Annotated in this window: 18 protein-coding genes and 1 pseudogene; 6 read left to right on the top strand and 13 right to left on the bottom strand. The window is 68.6% G+C overall.

Annotated features, from left to right (window positions below):
- Window positions 1-130 precede the first annotated feature (130 nt).
- On the top strand, window positions 131-1003 hold the full coding sequence (locus OHA58_RS40260; RefSeq protein ID WP_405475136.1) for an MBL fold metallo-hydrolase: 873 nt from the start codon (window positions 131-133) through the stop codon (window positions 1001-1003).
- 287 nt (window positions 1004-1290) lie between these two features.
- Here the strand turns inward: OHA58_RS40260 and OHA58_RS40255 are convergent, their stop codons facing one another.
- Both OHA58_RS40255 and OHA58_RS40250 read right to left on the bottom strand, forming a co-directional pair.
- On the bottom strand, window positions 1291-2268 hold the full coding sequence (locus tag OHA58_RS40255; RefSeq protein WP_405475139.1) for an NADPH:quinone reductase: 978 nt from the start codon (window positions 2266-2268) through the stop codon (window positions 1291-1293).
- 20 nt (window positions 2269-2288) lie between these two features.
- Window positions 2289-2867, bottom strand: coding sequence for a PadR family transcriptional regulator (locus OHA58_RS40250; RefSeq protein ID WP_266988236.1), 579 nt, complete (start codon window positions 2865-2867; stop codon window positions 2289-2291).
- A gap of 126 nt (window positions 2868-2993) precedes the next feature.
- Here OHA58_RS40250 and OHA58_RS40245 point away from each other — a divergent pair, with 126 nt between their 5' ends.
- Window positions 2994-3386, top strand: coding sequence for an ester cyclase (locus OHA58_RS40245; RefSeq protein WP_405475142.1), 393 nt, complete (start codon window positions 2994-2996; stop codon window positions 3384-3386).
- A gap of 1579 nt (window positions 3387-4965) precedes the next feature.
- Here OHA58_RS40245 and OHA58_RS40240 read toward each other — a convergent pair.
- Window positions 4966-5247, bottom strand: coding sequence for a hypothetical protein (locus OHA58_RS40240; RefSeq protein WP_405475145.1), 282 nt, complete (start codon window positions 5245-5247; stop codon window positions 4966-4968).
- A 1139-nt stretch (window positions 5248-6386) separates the two neighbouring features.
- Here OHA58_RS40240 and OHA58_RS40235 point away from each other — a divergent pair.
- Together OHA58_RS40235 and OHA58_RS40230 are read left to right on the top strand one after the other, a co-directional pair.
- Window positions 6387-6590: a helix-turn-helix domain-containing protein gene (locus tag OHA58_RS40235; RefSeq protein WP_405475147.1), complete on the top strand. Its 204-nt coding sequence runs from the start codon at window positions 6387-6389 to the stop codon at window positions 6588-6590.
- A gap of 390 nt (window positions 6591-6980) precedes the next feature.
- Window positions 6981-7430 carry an SsgA family sporulation/cell division regulator gene (locus tag OHA58_RS40230; RefSeq protein ID WP_405475150.1) on the top strand — a complete coding sequence of 150 codons (450 nt, stop codon included), beginning with the start codon at window positions 6981-6983 and terminating at the stop codon, window positions 7428-7430.
- 886 nt (window positions 7431-8316) lie between these two features.
- On the opposite strand, the gene OHA58_RS40225 is transcribed toward OHA58_RS40230, so the two are convergent.
- The 7 genes and pseudogenes from OHA58_RS40225 to OHA58_RS40195 all read right to left on the bottom strand — a co-directional run bounded on the left by OHA58_RS40225 (window position 8317) and on the right by OHA58_RS40195 (window position 14204).
- The gene (locus tag OHA58_RS40225; protein ID WP_405475152.1) at window positions 8317-9102 is read right to left on the bottom strand and encodes a DUF6281 family protein; all 786 of its coding nucleotides are present in this window, start codon (window positions 9100-9102) and stop codon (window positions 8317-8319) included.
- An 82-nt stretch (window positions 9103-9184) separates the two neighbouring features.
- Window positions 9185-9295: pseudogene (locus OHA58_RS40220) on the bottom strand (type I-E CRISPR-associated protein Cas7/Cse4/CasC); the annotation flags it as partial.
- A 439-nt stretch (window positions 9296-9734) separates the two neighbouring features.
- The gene (locus OHA58_RS40215) at window positions 9735-10169 is read right to left on the bottom strand and encodes a TIGR03668 family PPOX class F420-dependent oxidoreductase (RefSeq protein ID WP_405475155.1); all 435 of its coding nucleotides are present in this window, start codon (window positions 10167-10169) and stop codon (window positions 9735-9737) included.
- Window positions 10170-10202: 33 nt separating this feature from the next.
- Entirely contained in the window at window positions 10203-11030 is an 828-nt protein-coding gene (locus OHA58_RS40210; RefSeq protein WP_405475157.1) for an LLM class F420-dependent oxidoreductase, read from the bottom strand.
- A gap of 1174 nt (window positions 11031-12204) precedes the next feature.
- Window positions 12205-13098: a hypothetical protein gene (locus OHA58_RS40205; protein ID WP_405475160.1), complete on the bottom strand. Its 894-nt coding sequence runs from the start codon at window positions 13096-13098 to the stop codon at window positions 12205-12207.
- A 9-nt stretch (window positions 13099-13107) separates the two neighbouring features.
- Window positions 13108-13497: a DUF3592 domain-containing protein gene (locus OHA58_RS40200; RefSeq protein WP_405475162.1), complete on the bottom strand. Its 390-nt coding sequence runs from the start codon at window positions 13495-13497 to the stop codon at window positions 13108-13110.
- Window positions 13498-13961: 464 nt separating this feature from the next.
- Window positions 13962-14204 carry a hypothetical protein gene (locus OHA58_RS40195; RefSeq protein ID WP_405475165.1) on the bottom strand — a complete coding sequence of 81 codons (243 nt, stop codon included), beginning with the start codon at window positions 14202-14204 and terminating at the stop codon, window positions 13962-13964.
- A gap of 49 nt (window positions 14205-14253) precedes the next feature.
- Here OHA58_RS40195 and OHA58_RS40190 point away from each other — a divergent pair, with 49 nt between their 5' ends.
- Window positions 14254-14715, top strand: coding sequence for a hypothetical protein (locus OHA58_RS40190; RefSeq protein WP_405475166.1), 462 nt, complete (start codon window positions 14254-14256; stop codon window positions 14713-14715).
- Between the two features lie 267 nt (window positions 14716-14982).
- Here OHA58_RS40190 and OHA58_RS40185 read toward each other — a convergent pair whose 3' ends face one another.
- Complete coding sequence (locus OHA58_RS40185; RefSeq protein WP_405475169.1) at window positions 14983-15114, bottom strand: hypothetical protein; 132 nt, start codon at window positions 15112-15114, stop codon at window positions 14983-14985.
- 180 nt (window positions 15115-15294) lie between these two features.
- On the opposite strand from OHA58_RS40185, the gene OHA58_RS40180 reads away from it, so the two are divergent.
- Complete coding sequence (locus OHA58_RS40180) at window positions 15295-16020, top strand: DUF4839 domain-containing protein (protein ID WP_405475172.1); 726 nt, start codon at window positions 15295-15297, stop codon at window positions 16018-16020.
- Window positions 16021-16874: 854 nt separating this feature from the next.
- Here the strand turns inward: OHA58_RS40180 and OHA58_RS40175 are convergent.
- Both OHA58_RS40175 and OHA58_RS40170 read right to left on the bottom strand, forming a co-directional pair.
- The gene (locus OHA58_RS40175) at window positions 16875-17387 is read right to left on the bottom strand and encodes a DinB family protein (RefSeq protein ID WP_405475175.1); all 513 of its coding nucleotides are present in this window, start codon (window positions 17385-17387) and stop codon (window positions 16875-16877) included.
- A 104-nt stretch (window positions 17388-17491) separates the two neighbouring features.
- Window positions 17492-17653: a hypothetical protein gene (locus tag OHA58_RS40170; protein ID WP_405475178.1), complete on the bottom strand. Its 162-nt coding sequence runs from the start codon at window positions 17651-17653 to the stop codon at window positions 17492-17494.
- Window positions 17654-17658 lie beyond the last annotated feature (5 nt).

Raw genomic sequence — 17658 nt, 5'->3', positions numbered from 1 at the left:
CCAACACGACACCACCGTGGTGCGCTCGGTCACCCAGCGCGTGGCCCACCTGGTGGACCAGATGGCGCACCACGACGCGAACTGACTGTCCATCACCGATTTTGAACCGCATTCCTGGAGGGGGACCATAATGCGTATCCATCACCTGAACTGTGGCACGATGCAGCCGGTCGGCGGCCGGCTCATCAACGGCAACCGGCTGCCGTTGAAGACCGCTCGGATGATCTGCCACTGCCTACTGATCGAGACCGACCAAGGATTGGTGCTGGTGGACACCGGGGTCGGCCTACGCGACATCGCCGACCCCAAGCAATCCCTGGGCCGCGAATTCCTGTTCCTCACCCGTCCGCGCCTGGACCTCGCCGAGACAGCGGCGCGCCAGGTGACCGGGCTGGGATACGCCGTCGACGACGTCAGGCACATCGTCTTGACCCACCTCGACCTCGACCACGCCGGCGGGCTGCCCGACTTCCCCAGGGCAAAGGTTCACCTCCACGCGACCGAGCATCAGGCCGCGATGAGGGCCGCCACGCGGGCTGAACGTCTTCGATACCGAGCCGGTCAATGGGCCCATGGGCCCGACTGGGTCACCTACAACCCCACCGGCGGAGACCGCTGGTTCGGCTTTGAGGGCGTACGCCAACTCCAGGGAATCTCAGCCGACATCGCGCTGATACCGCTACCTGGGCACACCCGCGGCCACGCCGGTGTGGCGGTGCGCCGTCACGAGGGACCGGAAGGCGCAACCAGCCCCGGCTGGCTGCTGCACGCCGGGGACGCCTACTTCTCCCATGGCGAGATCGATCCACTCGCTCCCCGCTCCACGCCAGGATTGGCCTTCTTCCAGACCCTGGTCCAAGTCGATGGCCCCGCCCGCCACCGCAACCAGGCCCGGCTGCGCGAACTGGCCAAAGACCACGGCGATCAGATCGAAATCTTCTGCGCCCATGACCCGGTCGAACTTGACCGCTACCGGCAAAACGAGCCGCGGACCGTTGCGTAAGAACGCCACGATCGAGCCCAGTAGCTCAGTGGAGGCCAAGGGGACGTCTGCCCTGCCTGGCCCAACAGCAGGAAGCAAGCCGGGCTCCACACGCAGGTGCACGCGCCATGTTGCCTGCCCAACGGGAACAGCCCGGGCAGGTCACGAAGGCGCCGCCCAGATGACCCGTCTCACCAGGGCCAAGGCACGTCCGCCAGACCAGGAAGCGTGCGGAGTACGTATACCGGCAGCACCCCGACCTCAGAGCCGGTGGGATACCGGTGACGGGCCGGTGCTCCAAGTCCGCGCTATTGGGGGATGGTGAGCAGGATGCGGCCGTGGCCACCGCCGGCGTCGACGCGGTCGTGGGCCTTGGCGATGTCATCCAGCGGGTAGCGGTCGGCGACGGTGAGGGCGCCGACGGCTGCGGAGGAGGTGAGGTCGCGGGCGGCCTGACGCTTGGCCTCGGCGGGGAAGTCGTCGCTGCCGAGCAGACGGAGGGTGACGTTGTTGAACAGCAGGGGCCAGAAGGGGATCTCGGTGCGGTCCGTGCGGGTGGCGTAGGCGGCGATGACGGCGTTGTTGGCGACGACGGCGTTGTCGAGGTCGGCGTTGTCGGACAGCGCGACCTCGATGATCCGGTCGACGCCCCGCGGCGCGTACGAGCGGATGGCAGCGGCGGGGTCGCCGGTGTCCAGGGCGATGGCGTGGGAGACGACGGCCGGGTCGATGTGGTCGAGGTCCGGGGTGCGGCGGACGGTGGCGATCACGGTGGCGCCGGCCCAGTGGGCGAGCCGGGCCGCCAGGGAGCCGACGCCGCCGAGGACGCCGTGGACCAGGACCAGTTGGCCGTCGACCGGGCCGTCGGCGAAGACGGTGCGGTGGGCGGTGATGCCGGGGATGCCGAGGCTCGCGCCCAACTCGTCACTGAGGTGGTCGGGCAGGGGTGCGGCCTGGTGGTCGGGTACGACGGTGTACTGGGCGGCGGTGCCGAAGGGGCGGTAGGACTGGGCGCCGTATACCCAGACCCGTTGTCCGGCGCGGTGGGCGTCGACTCCGGCGCCCACCGCGTCGATGACTCCGGCGGCGTCGCTGTGCGGGATCACCCGTGGGAAGGGCATGGACGAGCCGAGCCAGCCGCGCCGCTTCTTGGTGTCGCCGGGGTTGAGGCCCGAGACGGTGACGCGGACGCGGACCTCGCCGGGGCCGGGGACGGGATCAGGGAGTTCGCCGACGTGCAGGACGTCGGCGGCGGGGCCCTGTTCGTCGTACCAGGAAGCAAGCATGGGGGTACCTCGGTGGACAGTCAGCTCGCGGGAGCGGCGGGCGCATGCGGATCGCTGTCGGTACACGCAGTGTCGAATGCGGGCGGCTTCTCTCCGAGGGTCTCGCGCAGCCAGGTCCGCTCGGCGCGGCTGGTGGCGCGGGCGGTGAGCAGCATGCCCCGCCGGTAGGGGTCGGCGATCTCCTCGGCACGCAGGGGCCGCTCGTTGTCGTAGAAGAAGCTCGCCGGTTCTTCCAGGAACTCCAGCCGTCTGCGCAGCACCGCGTGCTGTTCGGCCACGTCGGGCAGGTGGGAGAGGAACGCCAGGACGACGTAGAACCGGGTGAAGTCGGTGATCTCGTGGTCGGCGGGCTCGCGCAGGCGCTGAAGCATGTCGGCCCGCCCGGCCGCGGTCAGGCTGAGCACGTATCGGGACGCCCCCGCGGCAGGGTCGGCGCGCCGCTCGATCAAGCCCGCCCTGGTCAGGCGGTTGATCGCGGGATACAGGCTGCCGTCACTGACCGGCCGCGTATAGCCGGTCAGCTGTGAGACGCGGCGGCGCAGCTCATGTCCGGGCAAGAGGGCCTCGGCCAGGAAGCCGAGTATCGCGAGTTCCAGCATGAGTCCATCTTCGCACGCAAACATCGAATCGATGTGAACATCGATTCGATGTTAGGCTCACAGGTACCCGCCCGAACGTCTCTGGAGAGGCACAGCAAGATGCCATCGCAGTCCACCGAGTCAGTGATGAACCGCTTCGTCGAGTTCATCAACACGGGCAACGAGGATCTCGCCCGCGAGGTCATTTCTCCGGACGCGGTGTTCCACGCGCCAAGCCACCCGGAACCACTGCGGGGGCCCGATGGGTACATGGAAGTCATCGGGATGATGCGCAGTGCCTTCCCCGACGTCCAGTGGACGCTGGAGGAGAAGGTCACCGAAGGCGACACCGTGGCCGCGCGGTTCACCATGCGGGGAACTCACGACGGTGAATTCTTCGGGATCCCGGCGAGCGGCAACAAGATCTCGGTGCAGGCCATGAACTTCTACTACCTGGCCGACGGCCGGATCGTCGGCGAACGGGGCCAGCCCGACCTCCTCGGGGTGATGCAGCAGATCGGTGCCGTACCGGCGCCGTAAACCTCGTAGCGCCGAGTGAGCCTTCTGCCGCGCGGGATTGCTGCTGCCAGCAGGGGGCCGGCGCGGTGGCAGAGGGCGAAGGCCCACACCGTGGTGCGGGAGTCCGACGCCGGTCACCGCAAGAGGTTGGTCTTCCATATGAGTTCCTTGCCATCCAACCCAGCCGACGCAGGCCAGAGCGCCCGGGCCGAAGGAAGCGTCACTCGACTGCGTTGACAGCGAAGTTAGTCCGCGCAGGTCAGCGACTTCAGCCGGACTAACTTCGCTGTCAAAGGACACATCGGCACGCCCCGGCGCTCCCGCGCGATCGGCGCCGCAGTGATGGTCGACGCTCGAGGACCCCGACGTGGGCATCTTCCTGGGCCTGCGCGCGAATCTGCCCGACCAGGACCGCGCAGCCGTGGACGAACTGACCCATCGCCTCGGACTAACCGTCGCGTGACAGGGCAGACGACCACCGACCGCGCCGTAACCGGGGCGGCAGGCTGCCGTTAAGCACAGCATCGCGTGCATGCACATCCGACCCCCGCGGATACGCGAGCGAGCCCCGGACCGCATCGGTCCGGGGCTCGCGGGCTGTTCGGGGCGCGGCTGCTACAGGTCGAACCGCAGGTGTTCGACGTCCGTGAAGCGGACCCCCTTCCAGGCTTGCGGCGCGGCGGACGCCATCAGAACGCCGTCCCTGGATACCGGCCTCCGTGGCCTGGGGATGGCCCTGGGGCGCGGGGCGCAGAGTACTCACGATCGGTCGCCGCTGTGGATGTGTGCGGCCGTCTTGCGTCGGCGGTACGCCTTGAGGCGACAGGCGTTGGAGTACTCCCGCAAACGCCCCTCCCAAGTCGTCGCCGGGGACAGCAGTGCATCGCACGCAGCACACCGTGGAACGAGAGTTTCCTCAATGCGCCATCGCCTGATCAACGCCCGCAGCTCGCCGTCGATGACGAGGTCGTCATCGACGGCGTCGGGGTGGGACGACAGCGACGGAGTACTCCACAGGGCCAGCCTGCGGCGGCCGAGCCGGGGATGCGCGCCGGCCTACGCTGCACGGAAGGGACCGGCGGTGCGCCTGTTTCCGGCCGATGCTGGTGCCGGGCCGCTCCCCTACTGCCGGCGGGCTTCGGTGTTCTCCCGGATGGCATGCGCGACGTCCAGCAGCGCGTACGCGACGGCCACCAGGCCCTCGCCGATCGCGTCGGTGCCGCCACGGTGACCACAGGCGGATTCGCGCGTTAGAACTGTGTGACCACGCCGACCCAGCCCGCTGCGGTCACCGGCCGCGAGGAAACGATTCCTCCTCCGCCTGGTGAGCCGATCTTTGCGGCGTTGGCTGCCCGCTGGAGTGCGCAGGGGCGTGTCGTGCCCGGCCAGTTGGACCGGGAGTGGGTCAAGCTGGCAGACAACTGCCCGTGGCCCACCCGATAGGCCAGCGTGGTGCGGGTCCCTCTCCCCCCATCCCCGCACCCGCTGAACCGGCCGGCAGCCTCGCCGACCTGCCCGGTAACCGAGGCTGCCGGCCGGCCGGTCAGGGTTGGCCCCCTCCCGGCCCGGGGCAACGGTCGTGCTGGCCGGGAGGGGGCCTCTAGGCGGTGTTGGCGGTGAACAGGCGTTGTGCCGCCGTGGTGGCTCCGGTCAGGCTGAGGGGGATGTCGAGGCTCTTGCACGTGCGATGGGCGCGGACGAGGACGCTGAGCGTGGCGGGCGCCGGTTCCCCGGCGGGGACCTGGACGGTGACGCGACTGGGCCGGTGGGTGTGGACGAGAGCCTCGATCTCGACGGCGGCCGCGACCCGGGAGTTGACGTCGAGATGGTGGTGCAGCGTCACGTGCAGGGCGTCGCCGTCGACGCTGTGACTGATCAGCATGATGGCCTCCGCTCCCCGTGTCCTTGGGCCGTACTCCGTCCGGCGGGCTGGAGGGACGGAGTACGGCCTTCCAGGATGACAGCCGGGCGGCGTTATGGCAGCTCACGGCCGGTCCCGGGCCGGTCGCGTCGCACTCCCGGGCCACGCCGGGCCCGGTGATCGGGGCGCCGAGAGGGCGGCTGTTCAATCGCGTGCGCGGCGATGTACTGGTCCACCCGGTGCGGGCCCGGCCCCCACCGCGCCCGCACCGCACCCCCAGGAGGCCGCAGGCGCCACCCCCGTCGGCGCCGCGCTCCAGGCTGCCCGTTGGTGGCACCGAGGTTGGGGCCCCGCCGCTTGGGCAGCCCCACCAGTCCATCACCTCGGCCGGTTCGCCAGAACCCCGCCCCCAGCATGAAGCCCTGGCCGCGCACCCAAAGGGGCGCGGCCAGGGCTGTCGGTCACGCGGTCCGGGGAAGGGGAACCGGGGCCGTTGTCGCGCACCATCTCAACGCCCGGCCTGCCCCGCGGGGACACGCTCCGGGGCCACGCGGCGCCTGCGTCTGTCTCCTGGGAGGATGCTTGTCATGGAGCCGCTGCCGACGCCCTGCCCCGCCGACCGGATCCCGGACGCGACCGGTCTCGACGCGTTCGAGGCCGCATGCAAGGAGGCCAAAGAGCAGCGTGTCGTGTTCATCGCGGTCGAGCAACAGGGGGCTCGCTGTGGACGGTCGAGGCCGACGCGCTCACCGCCCCGCAGCACACCATAACCACCACCGCCCATAACGCCGTGCGCGCGGCCGTCGCCCTCCTCATCCGAACCCGGGAGATCCGCCCCGACTCCACCGCCGGCCCCGTCGACTGCGTCCTGCACGACGTGGACAGCGAAGGACGGCCCGTGAACTGGCCGCCGCCCTGCACACCGCCCTCTACGGCAACCTCCAGCCCCTGACCCGCGCCGTGCCCCCCACCACCTGACGACGCACCCGGCCCAGGCAGCGAGAGGTCAGCCTCAGCGCCACCTCCCGGTTCCGCAGTCACCCCTCGCCGGCACGCGCCCGCATCCGATGCGAACGCGCCGCAGTCGAACCAGACAGATTGCCTCACGGGCCGCCGCGGGGTGCGCGATGATCGCCCTTCGAACCGTGAGGGGGATGGTCATGGACAAGGGCAAGCGGATCACCGGTGCAGCACGCGACCAGCTCGCCGTCGAACTGAAGGCCGCATACAAAGGTGGCGCCTCGATCCGAAGCATCGCCGACAGCACCGGACGCTCGTACGGCTTCGTCCACCACATCCTCACCGAGGCAGGCGTCACCCTGCGCGGACGCGGCGGAGTCACCCGCAACAAGCCCAGTTCATAAAGGGGCCTGCCGTGAACCCCACGACCGGACTGCCGTAACCGCACCGTCCGCCACGGCTGGGTAGGCGTTGAGCGGCGCGGTGCCACGGACCGCGTCGGTAGCGCACCGCAGTTGGCATGACGCGCCTTCGCCAAGGCAGAGCCAGTGCGTCGATGCGCGGCATCCACGCACCGGATCGCTCTGCCGTCGTGCCCGAGTTCACACGTCGTTGGGGATGCGGCTGTGAGGTGGCGTGTGAACTTTTCCGAACATGTTGCGAAGGGTTGGCGCCCAACCCGGCCGGTGTCGAGGACATGCCCGGCTGCATGGCTAGGTTCGATCTTTGAGACGTACGTGCGATGACGCACGAGTCATCGGCGTGCAGCCGCAACGGGAAAGGGAATGGCCAGGGTGAGTCCTGACAGTGACAGACAACTCGAGGGCATCACACGGGGGTTCGTCACCCTGTCCGACGGCGAACGCGAACGGTGCGACATCATGCTCAGGTACTCCACCGACGACCCGCTCGTCGTCGGCCTGATCGTGTCCCGGCCCGGCCACGGCAGCACCGGCTGGGTCATCTCGCGGGACCTGCTGTCCGCCGGCCTCACCGGTACAGCGGGCATAGGAGACATCACCGTGGAACCCGTGGCCGAGCAGAGCACGCCGCTCGGGGTCCTGCTGCGAATCCGCAACGAGATGGGCGAGGCCCGCCTCCACATCGACCACCAGGCGCTGCTGCTCTACCTGCAGCGCAGCCACGCCATGATGCCGTTCGGCAGCGAGGCACAGACGAGACAGGCCGACGCGGAACTCGACCAACTGCTCGACGAGGATCAGGACCCGCCCGTCGTGCGGTAAACGAACCGCCTCAACCTTCACGCCGACCGACAGCACCGCCACGACCGCGATCACCAGAAACAGCAACTCCCCCAAACGGAGCGCACCGGGGGCGGATCATTTCAGGCAACTTTCCCCAGGGCCCACTCGTCCGACAACCGTCACGCAGCATGCTGCCCACGGAACGTGAACCACGATTCGTGAACGTTCATGCCGGCCACGGCCAGAACCATCCACGCGGAGGTGACCGTCCGCCCGGACCGAGCCTGGAACCGGACGATCTCGGCATCCCGCCACAAGACGGTGCAGTGCCCATCGTCTCCAGACTTTGCCGTGTCTCATGAGACATGGGCTCCTCGATACGGACTGGGGCGCCTGTGTGCGTCTCGGCTTTGCTGCTCAGCAGCGGGGTGCCGGCGGCCAGCCGGTCGTCGAGTTCGTGACCGGAGCAGTCGTGACGGCCGCGTCCGCGGGCGGACATCGGTCCCTGCACCCTCCCCCGCCGCGGCGGCACAGAATCGCCGGCGCCAGAGCGGCCATCGAATCCACGCCACCGGATGGACCCCGGATAACCTCCCCGTTTCCGGATTCCACACCCCCTGAGCTGAGAAGCTGTGAACGAACCCCCACAGACGGCTCCTGCGGCTGCCGAGCAGTCCCGGTCATTGGGCGTCGCAAGGGAAAGCGGTCGAACGAGGAACGCTGAACGTCCGGTCCGGACACAGGAGGTTTCGGTCGGCTCTGGTGACCATGGGGACGGACGAGCCGGACACGTCGTTCGCGTTCCCCTGGCCGACCTCATTCCCAGTGGCCCGTATCGATCAGGTCCTCGGCCGGGGCGCTCGGGTCACGCCCTGCACACCCAGCCATCGATGGGAGGCGAACCACCTGCCCCTGCGAGCGCGCGTCACCTGGTAGCCGCCTTCGGCGACGGGTCCAGCTCCCGCGCCTCGATCAGTTTCCTCAGCTCCGGCAGGGTCTTCTCCGAGTTCCGCTCGATGTAGAGAGTGCCGCCGGCCGGATGGTCCACGGTCACGGCGTGGACGGGGTCCACGCCCTCGATCGCGTACACGGGTACCGGCCTCGAAGGCACTCCCTGGTCCCCATCGTTCGGAGTGTCGTCGCACCCGGGTCTGGTGCCCGTGCCGAGCCGTCTGCCCGCCGTGACGCCGACGCCGTCGCCTTCGTCATGGGGATAAAGCCCGTGCCCCAGGTAGGTGTGGCCCCGGTACACGAGCAGGGCCGCGCAGGAACCGTCCGCCCCGCCTTGCGTGGTGCCCGTCCCCGCGCAGGCCACGGACAAGCTGATCAGGGCAGCCGCGAGCACCGCCCGTACGCTCGCCAATCCAGCCGCCCCCGCGCTCGCCGTCCTATCGGCCGTCCGCCTGCCCGCCATGTACCGACCTCCCCCGGCCGCCGGCACCTCCGGCACGCCGGACCTTGGACGCCACAGGGCCGCGAAAGGTTCGCTCGCTGCTACGTGATGGCACCGCCCGGGAGCCGTCAGCGCCCGGCCGTAACAGTTCAGCCCCACAGCCTCGCGCAACCGAACCCGTTCGGCGAAACTGCTGCCCGGTGCCAGCTGCTGCAAGAGCGGGGCGTAGTCGCGCGGCGTAGTGCCCTGGATGCCGGCTTCCGCCGCGAAGGGCTCCTCGAAGGCGGAGACCAGGTTGACCGGCTGGTCGGTGCGCACGACGACGGCAACGGTGGCGTAGCGGTGAGTTGAAGCCGATGGTGCCGATCATTCCGGCGCTGCTCTCGTCCTTCTCGTTCTTGTCATCGACGGCGGTGTAGTAGTCGAATTCGAGCTGCGCCTCGTAAGTGGAGAGCGCGTGGGCAACCTGTACGGCGGCGTCGACGTTGAGCTTGGGGATGTCGGCGACCATTTGGCCGAACAGGGCAACGCCACAGGGTGCCCGGTCGTGAAGGTCTCCGCGATGAAGGTCTCCGCGACGGGCAGTTCCTTGACTACCTCGGCCAGGGCCTTTCCTTCGGCGGATTGCAAGGCCGTCGGTGCCCACCGGGCAGGAAGCAGGATTCTGGTCTACTGGTCGAGGCCCGCGTGGGGTTCCGTGAGTCGTTTGACAGACCTGGGCATGCAGCAGCGACCGCCCGGATGCCCCGGGCGGCCGCTGCGCCAACGAGTCGTTGCGCCTCAGCGTGAGACGCTCATGATGGGTGCGCCTATAGGGAGTCTCCCACCTGCAGGCATGACGAAAGTGCCTTACGCATCAGCGCCGCCTCCGTCTGTCATGCGATCAGGATGCTGCAGATACTCCTCGATTCCCCCGCCAGATGTACTCGCTAGCACCCGCGTCCCTACGGTCACCCCCCCGACGCGGCACGCCAGCCGTGCCACCGGCGGACGGCGATCACGAGCGCCGGACCGGTCGGCGGTCGCTGCCGGTACGGCGCGTACTTCTCCCGCAACAGGGCGACGGCCGCCGGGTACTCGCCCTGGGTGCCGGGCGGCAGCACGCGGGCGTCACCGTCCGCGCGGACCCACCACAGCCGCTCCCAGTCCTCGTCGTACGCGTCGACGAGCAGGCAGACAGCCGGGTGGGCCGCGATGTTGTCCAACCGTTTCAGCTGCTGCGACCTCTTCGGCTTCCAGTCGACGGCGGTGACGACCTCCTCGCCATGGGCCACGAAGACGACCGGCACCAGATGCGGGCGCAGGCCCGCGTCCACCGTCGCCAGGCGCGCCACCCGCGCGGTCATGAACCGGCGGCGCGCCTCGTCCCCGGCCATGTCCGGCACGGTCAGCTCCTATTCCGCGGCAGCCGCGAGCTGTCACCGGTGGCCGGACGTGGCCTCGGCCAGTTCGTCCAGGGTGCGCAGCGTCTCGTTCTCCGGCAGGGTCGGCAGATACAGCAGGACGCGTTCGACGCCGAGTTCGGCGTAGGTGTCGAGCGCCTTGCGGTCGTGCCGGCCCGCATACACCACGACGGATGGGCGGTCACCGGCCGTCCGCCGCATACGCGCGATGCGTTCACCCAGCTCCTCGAGCGGCAGATCGCTCGGCATCCACGCCGCACCGTACGCGGCGACGCGTTCGAAAGCGCGCTCGCTGTCGCCCCCGACCCAGATGGGCGGATGGGGCTTCTGGACCGGCTTGGGCCAGGCGTAGACGGGATCGAAGTCGACGAAGTCGCCATGGAACTCGGCCTCCTCCTTGGTCCACAGCTCGATCATCGCGCGGATGCGTTCGTCCATGAGCCGCCCGCGGACGGCCGGATCCGTCCCGTGGTTGCGCATCTCCTCGCGGTTCCAGCCCGCGCCGACCCCGAACACGGCCCGGCCGCCGGAGATCAGATCGAGGGAGGCGACCTCCTTCGCGGTGTGGATCGGATCGCGCTGGATCACCAGAGCGATGCCGGTGCCCAGGAGCAGGTCACGGGTCACCGAGGCGGCCGCGGCGAGCGCCACGAACGGGTCGAGCGTCCGATAGTAGATCCGCGGCAGCTCACCGCCCCCCGGGTACGGGGACTCCCGCTTGACCGGAATATGCGAGTGCTCGGCCAGCAACAGGGAGTCGAACCCACGCTCCTCCAGGGCGGGTCCCAACGCCTTGGGGCCAATGCCCTCATCGGTGACAAATGTCGATACTCCGAACTTCATCCGCGACCGCCTCGTCTCGTCGGCACACCTGCTGTCAGTGTGACGCGGTCGGTCGCTCCTCGTCGGGCATGACCTCCCGCGGCGTGGCGTGGCGTCCGGACCCTATGCCCACTGTCACTGCCCGACCCACGCGTCCGCCGGCCGCTGCAGGGCCACCTCGCGCAGCGCCGCAGTGGTGAGGCGAGAACGCCGGCGATCGCACGCGGGTCGTCACGGGGCTCGTAGACGATGTCGAGCATCCGCCGCCCGGCCCTCGCGACCGTGTGGCACCTGCCCCAGCACCAGCTGGATGGTGGCCCGGGCGCGGCCGGTGGCGGCCACCTGGTCCTCGACGTTGCGCAGTTCCTCATCGAGCCGGCCTCCGAGCAGGCTGCGCTGCCCCTCGGCCGTCATCAGGACCGGCGTCCGCGTCCTCGGGGACCAGCCGGTCGATGTCCGGGACCCCGTACCCGTTGCGCAGATGCTCCGGGCAGTCGTCGTACACGATGGCGGCCAGGAGGAACTGCGCGGCGTGGAGCGTGTGGAAAGGGGGGAACTGTGCGGTGAAGCTCCCCGTGATCGTGGGGAGCAGATGGTTAGCCTCGATCTTTCTCGACGGTCCGCCGACGGAGTCGGTGGACCGTTTTGCCTTCTGGGCGGGGTCGCAGGCAGGCCAAGGGCCCGAGTGTCGCGTCGGCTGGGCGCCGGGCTCCACTGCCCGGGCTGTGATGCTGATGCTCGCAGGAACGGGGAAGCTCCTGGTCAGCTCGACCTGCTGGCCTGGATGCCCATGCTCGCCCTGACCGGCAAGGCCCGGCTCTGGGGGTCCCGCCGCCTGCGGTTCCGCTCCCCGACCTTGACGAGCTGCGGGACCGTGGAGTGCTCGGCGCCCACCCGGAGACGTCCTCAAGCCCGCGACGGATTCTTGGAGCCAGCGGCCGCACAATCGCCGATTCGCCCGACCTCTCCGCCTGACGCATCCTCAAGCCCCGTGCCGAGAGCCCGATAGAGCCCCTTCGGCGTCACAGTCATGCCCCTCCTTGTGACACGGCCAGGTGGACGCCAGTACGGGCAGCTTCCAGGGTTTCGGACACAGTGGCGGTCTGTCGGCCGTGACGAGAGGTCTGCCCTGCCAGAGGGAGCGCATCGTTTCCTCAACGGGTCGTTTCTGCGAACCGCAGCCCGACGAGCGCCATCATGCGGACCAGATGATCGCGCTCGCGGAAGGCGGCGACGTCGTGAGCACGGTGAAGTAGCCGACGGCCCCGGTGCCGCTGGAGAAACACCCCATCTGGCCGACCCGCAACGGGACGTACCCTTGCCGCCTCGTCTGTGCCGTCAACGCGGAGCCGCACTGGTCGGGGGTCGGCGGCTTCGTCCCGTTCCAGGCAACGAGCAATTCACCACCGATCACCTGCGGCGAGCACGCCGCACACAGATACAGCGCATCGTCGTCCAGCAGCGCGGTGGCGGGTACCGCCGCCACCGGGTCGTTGTTCGAGCCGGGCTGAGAGGGGAAGGTCAAGGTCCCCTGCCACAGCATCTGGCCGGGCGTGCCGGTGGGAGTCGACGGGGACGGCTCCATCGTCGGCTCGTCGGTGCCGGGTTCGGTGCTGCCCGGGGTAGGCAGGGTGGAATGGGTCGGCGGGGGCTGGGAGACCGGATTCGAGGGCTGACGGTTCACCAGCGCGAAGAGGCCGGCGAGCAGACACAGGCTGGCCCCAGCGACAGCCCACCCCCTCGACCGGGAGGGCAGCCCCCCGGCCACGATCACCCGGCCGCCGGCGGTGCCCCGTTTGGGGGCCGTCACGGTTACCGGGCGCGCTTCGGGCGTCAGTTGCGCGGGCCCGGAGCCGGCGCGGAGCTCCATTTTCGGTGCCTGGCAATCCGCTCGGCCTTCCGTGACGGTTTCCGGCGCAGCGTCCAGGGCCACGTGCGAAGACAGCTCGCCGACGGCCGGAACGTCGAGGAGCGACGCCAGGAAGCGCCGCCGCCAGCTGCCTCCGACGGCCCGTCCCGACAACGGCTCCGGGAAGGGATGAGGCCCGGCGGACAGGAGGGAGTCCATGTAGCGCCGCTTGAAGCTCAAGTGCACGGGTCAGAGGTAGGAAATCCCGGTCAGCAGAAGCAGCACGACAGCGACTGTGCCGACGATTTTTGGCACCCAACCACTGGTTCTCTGGTGCACGACCTCTGAGTAGCCAGGGGTTTTGGCATCGTAGATCACGTCCAGTCGCTGTCCGACGCCGACCGGTGGAGACGGGAAGGGCAGGCTGTCGCAGTAGTACTGCACGCCCTCCACCTCATAGAGCAGGCGAAGCCTGACCGTCCCCTTGTCGGTGCGCTTCGATTCCACACATTTGGCCCGGACAACCACCCCCCTGCGCCGCAGGTTCACGTCCCGCCAGATGAAGAGCAGCGCGCCCACCAGCACGGGGACCGCCGTGATCAGAACGCCGATCGCATACGAGTGCAGCCCCTCGAGCATCGTCCCCACCCCCTGAGAGCAGTCTCGGGCACGGGGGATTCTACTCGTCCCAGCAATCCATCGACCATCCTCGGCTACCTCAATGAGCGGCATCAGGAGTGGTCGGGCCTGTACCGCGATATCTGTCTCGCTGCCACGATCCGCGCACTGGCTTGCACCGAGAAGGGCGGGGCCCTGACCTGATTCCTGCTGACTCCAACGACAAGCCGAGCAGGGACCCCACGGCCTCGCGTTGCAGCTCGAGACCGCCGAGAGCCGGAACCGCCCCGCGGTGCCGGCTCTTTGCTGCGATGGCGCCCTCGCTCACCATCGACGACTCATCGGCCGACCGGCTCCGGGTACGGCTCCCGCCCGCGGCCCGGGTCGTCGGCGCCAAGGCGGACCCACGGCTCCCCCTGCTGCCCCTCCAGCTGAACACTCTTGTTGGACATCAGGGGCAGGCTCAGCCCACCGGCGCGGCGAGCTTATGCATGTGTCCAAGAACCGATCGGTTCACGGACAGCGGCGGGCAGTACCAGCGCGAGCTGATCAACTCGGGGCGGATCACCGACGCCATCCGCATGGACATCGACGACATCAAGCGGCGCTTCCCCGGCACCTACGATCAGCACATCAAGGACATGGTCGCCAGCCTGGATGACAACAAGCCCCTCCAGGACATGCTCAAGCGCGAGGATGGAAAATCGACAAGGCCGCTCTTCTCGCATGAGGTCCCCGGCACGTCACTAGGGCATCGAGAAAGGCGAAGGACGGAACATGGAACTGGAACTACTGCCGCTGGTCGGTGTCGGGCCGCTGCGACTCTGCATGTCGGCGCAGGAGACGCGCGACGCGGTCCAGGCGTGGGGGCTGCTGCGGGTCGCCTCCAGTGATCCGGAGCCCGGGCAGATCCTGCTCAAGCACGACGCGTCCGGCCTGAACGTGATGCTCGGCTTCACCAAGGGCACGCTGAGCGGCGTGGAGCTGTTCCGGTTCCTCGACGAGGACGCCGACGTACGAGCGCCCCTCGACGGTCTCGACGTCTTCCGCACCCCGAGTGTGGACCTCTTCGAGCTGTTCGCGGAGCGGGGCCACGAGATCACCGAGAACGACCTCGGTTTCGACGAGCTGCCGGAGCTGAAGATCGTCCTCGCCAACCAGAGCAGCTACGAGTACCCGGTGGACGAGGACGGGGACCCTCTCTACTACGACTACGTGCGCCTCGCGGACCAGATCTGACGCACGGTAAACCCACGGCAGAGCCCCGCTCGGCGCAGGCTCCGCGAGCCCCGAGCGCGACGTCCGTGCGCCGGTGGTCTCCTGCGGCGGGTGCTGCAGAAGAACTCCACCCGTACTGGGTGCCACTGACAACCCGGGGCACGATCGGTCTGCCAACGGCCCGACTTCGGTGCGGCAGTAGCGGCGGCGCAGCAGAGAGGCGATCGTGCGATTCCGCTCGACGACCTGCGGCGCCGGCTTGTGGAGGACCCTGTCGTCTCGGGAGTGTCACTGAGAGATGTGGTCACCGATGACCGGTGCCCGGAAGACGGCCTGTTGCACGGCGAGGTGGAAGATTCCCGCATCCTTGCCGTGCTCGCGGATCTGGCACTCACCCGCGGAGAGAGCCGTAGCTATCACCTACAGTACGCAGCGCATGACATGGGCCCAGGCCTCGGCGCTGGGCAACGACGACGATCCGGACACGTTCGGCAACCGGGTGCGCCGTGGGTGATGTCGGTGATGCCGAGTTCCTCGCGAAGTCCCCTATGCTCGCGAGGCAGTTGGTATGAACAATCCGTTGAGGGGGCGCGGAGCCGCATGGCCGACGAGATCAAGTACGAATACAAGACCGTGCAGACAGTTCGCGGCACCGACGGCTTGGTGATCTCGAAGATGCAGAAGGATGGCTGGGTGCTTGTGGAACAGGCCCAGGGCACGCTTCGCTCCACTCTCAGCTTCCGTCGGCCGAAGAAGCCGCAGCCGTGGCTCCTGATCGGCACGGCGGCCGCCGTCCTCGTGATCCTGGCCATCGTCATCGGCGCTTCCTCTGCGCTCAGCGACGGAGGCGAGAAGAAGGACGAGTCAGACAAGTCAACGGCCGCTGCGAGCGAGAAACCTTCCGCTACTCCGACTCCGACCACGGCCGAGTCGGCTGCCACTGAGGTGATCACGCCTCAGAACAACCCAGAGTTCGCGGCGCTGCTGAAGGCGGACTCGTGCGACGACGCGAACCTGGACTTCGCGACCAAGCACGGGGGCCAGACGGTCGCGTTCAACGGCTCGATCGTGAGTATGGCGCCCCACGGTGACTACGACACCCGCTACGACTTTCTCCTGGGCCCAGGCGACAAGGGACCGAACACGACGGTCGGCCCGGCCTTCAAGTACCAGGACGTCAACATCTTTGACCTGAAACTGACCGGCAAGAAGATCCCTGCCACTGTCGGCGCGGGCGACAAGTTCCGCTTCGTCGCCAAGGTGGGCAAATTCAACGCGGACCAGTGTGTCTTCTTCCTAGACCCGGTCTCGACGGAAAACCGGTAGTCAAGATGGGCAGCCGCGTCACCACGGAACAGCGTGCCTGGCCATTTTCTCAGCGGTGATCATTTCCAGATTCCGTTGAGCACGAGGGCACCACGGGCGATGTCGCCGATCCGGCTCGGGCTGAGGGAGACGTGCTGCAGGGTGCGCCAGCGTTGCCAAGATCCTGGTTCCGACTTCACCGTCCGAGCCTGGGACCTCGCCCGGCCATGGCTGGAAGGTCGCGCGAGGCCGGCCGCACTGCGGGTGAGCGTGCGGTCGAGTTCCCGGCTGCCTTGCGTCACGGCTGGGGATGCCTCGTGATCCGCCGCAGCTGACTCTCGGTCTCACAGCGGTTGAGGCGCTTTCGCCGCGCGTACTGCGTCACGGCACTTTGTGCAGCGGCTGCTGCCCTGAACCAGACGGCACGCTGGATTGTGCGCTCCTCCTCGCTGGTAAGGCGCTGCGACCAGACGCTCCCCCATGGTCATGCCGACGGCTCTCGCGGTGGGTGTGGTCGGCACTGCCGGCGCGGTCCACCGGTAGACACCCCATCCCACGGCGATGCCCACGACCGCCCACACGGCGGTGCCGAAGTCGACCGTTACGTTCACTGTGCGCCTCTCGGTCTCCCCCCTGGGCTCACAGCGAGCCCAGCTCACCTCTTCGCGGGAGAAGCCAGGACCCAGACAGCACGGAGGCCCACATCTCCCTGAAAGAGGTGCGGGCCGCAAAAACGCCACCAAGAACGTCCCTCAGCTCAGAGAGGCGTGTCAACGTACGTGCCCGTAGTCGGGCACGTAGTTGTTCAACGCCGCCTGCAGGGAGGGGAGTTTGGTCACCCTCGCCGGCACTGACCACGCCAGTCACAAGGCGCGCTATACGCCGGTGGTGCCGTCGATGCGTTCCCGGACCAGGTCAGCGTGGCCGTTGTGGCGGGCGTACTCCTCGATCATGTGGACGTAGATCCAGCGGAGGTTGACGTCCTGATCCATGAAGCGGCCGGTGTCGGCCAGAGCGCGGTCGGCGCAGTTCTCACGAGCGCGTGCGATTTCCGCGTGCCAGGTGGCGAGAGCGTCACTCAAGGTGGCGCCCGCAGCCAGGTCGAACCCACCGTCGGGTCCGTCCGGGTCGGCCTGCGGGTCGTAGATGGGCGGAGCCTGTTCTGAGGCGAGCACTCGGCGGAACCAGTTCCGCTCCACCTCCGCCATGTGCTGGACGAGGCCGGTCAGCGTGAAGCCGGACGGTGGCACGGACGCGACGGCGGCCTGCTCATCGTTCAACCCCTCGCACTTCAGGGCGAGTGTGGTGCGGTGAAAGTCGAGCCAGTTTTCGAGCGTCGTGCGCTCGTCGGCGTTCAGGGACGGCATAGGGCGATCGATGGCACTCATCGGTTCATTGTCGCCCTCGTACGGAGCCGTCGACAGGCAGGGCCTCACTCCAGGTCAGCGCCCGCAGTACGGACACCAGCCGTTGCGACGGCCCTGGGTCTCCATCAGGACCCCTGCTCTCGCATCTTGCGTGGTTGGTAGGCGATCGACGAGTCGAGGACACTCGCGGCTGACGCCAACTCGCGCACGGTGGGCGCCTGCCCGTATGTCGCGACCCGGTCATGGGCGCTGCGGGTGATGCGGAGCTGGTGCTCGGTGAGAGTCATGGCTG

Source organism: Streptomyces sp. NBC_00009, assembly GCF_045040855.1.
Taxonomy (GTDB): domain Bacteria; phylum Actinomycetota; class Actinomycetes; order Streptomycetales; family Streptomycetaceae; genus Streptomyces; species Streptomyces aureus.
Note: the sequence above shows the minus strand (reverse complement) of the source record. Positions and strands in the feature narration are given on the sequence as shown.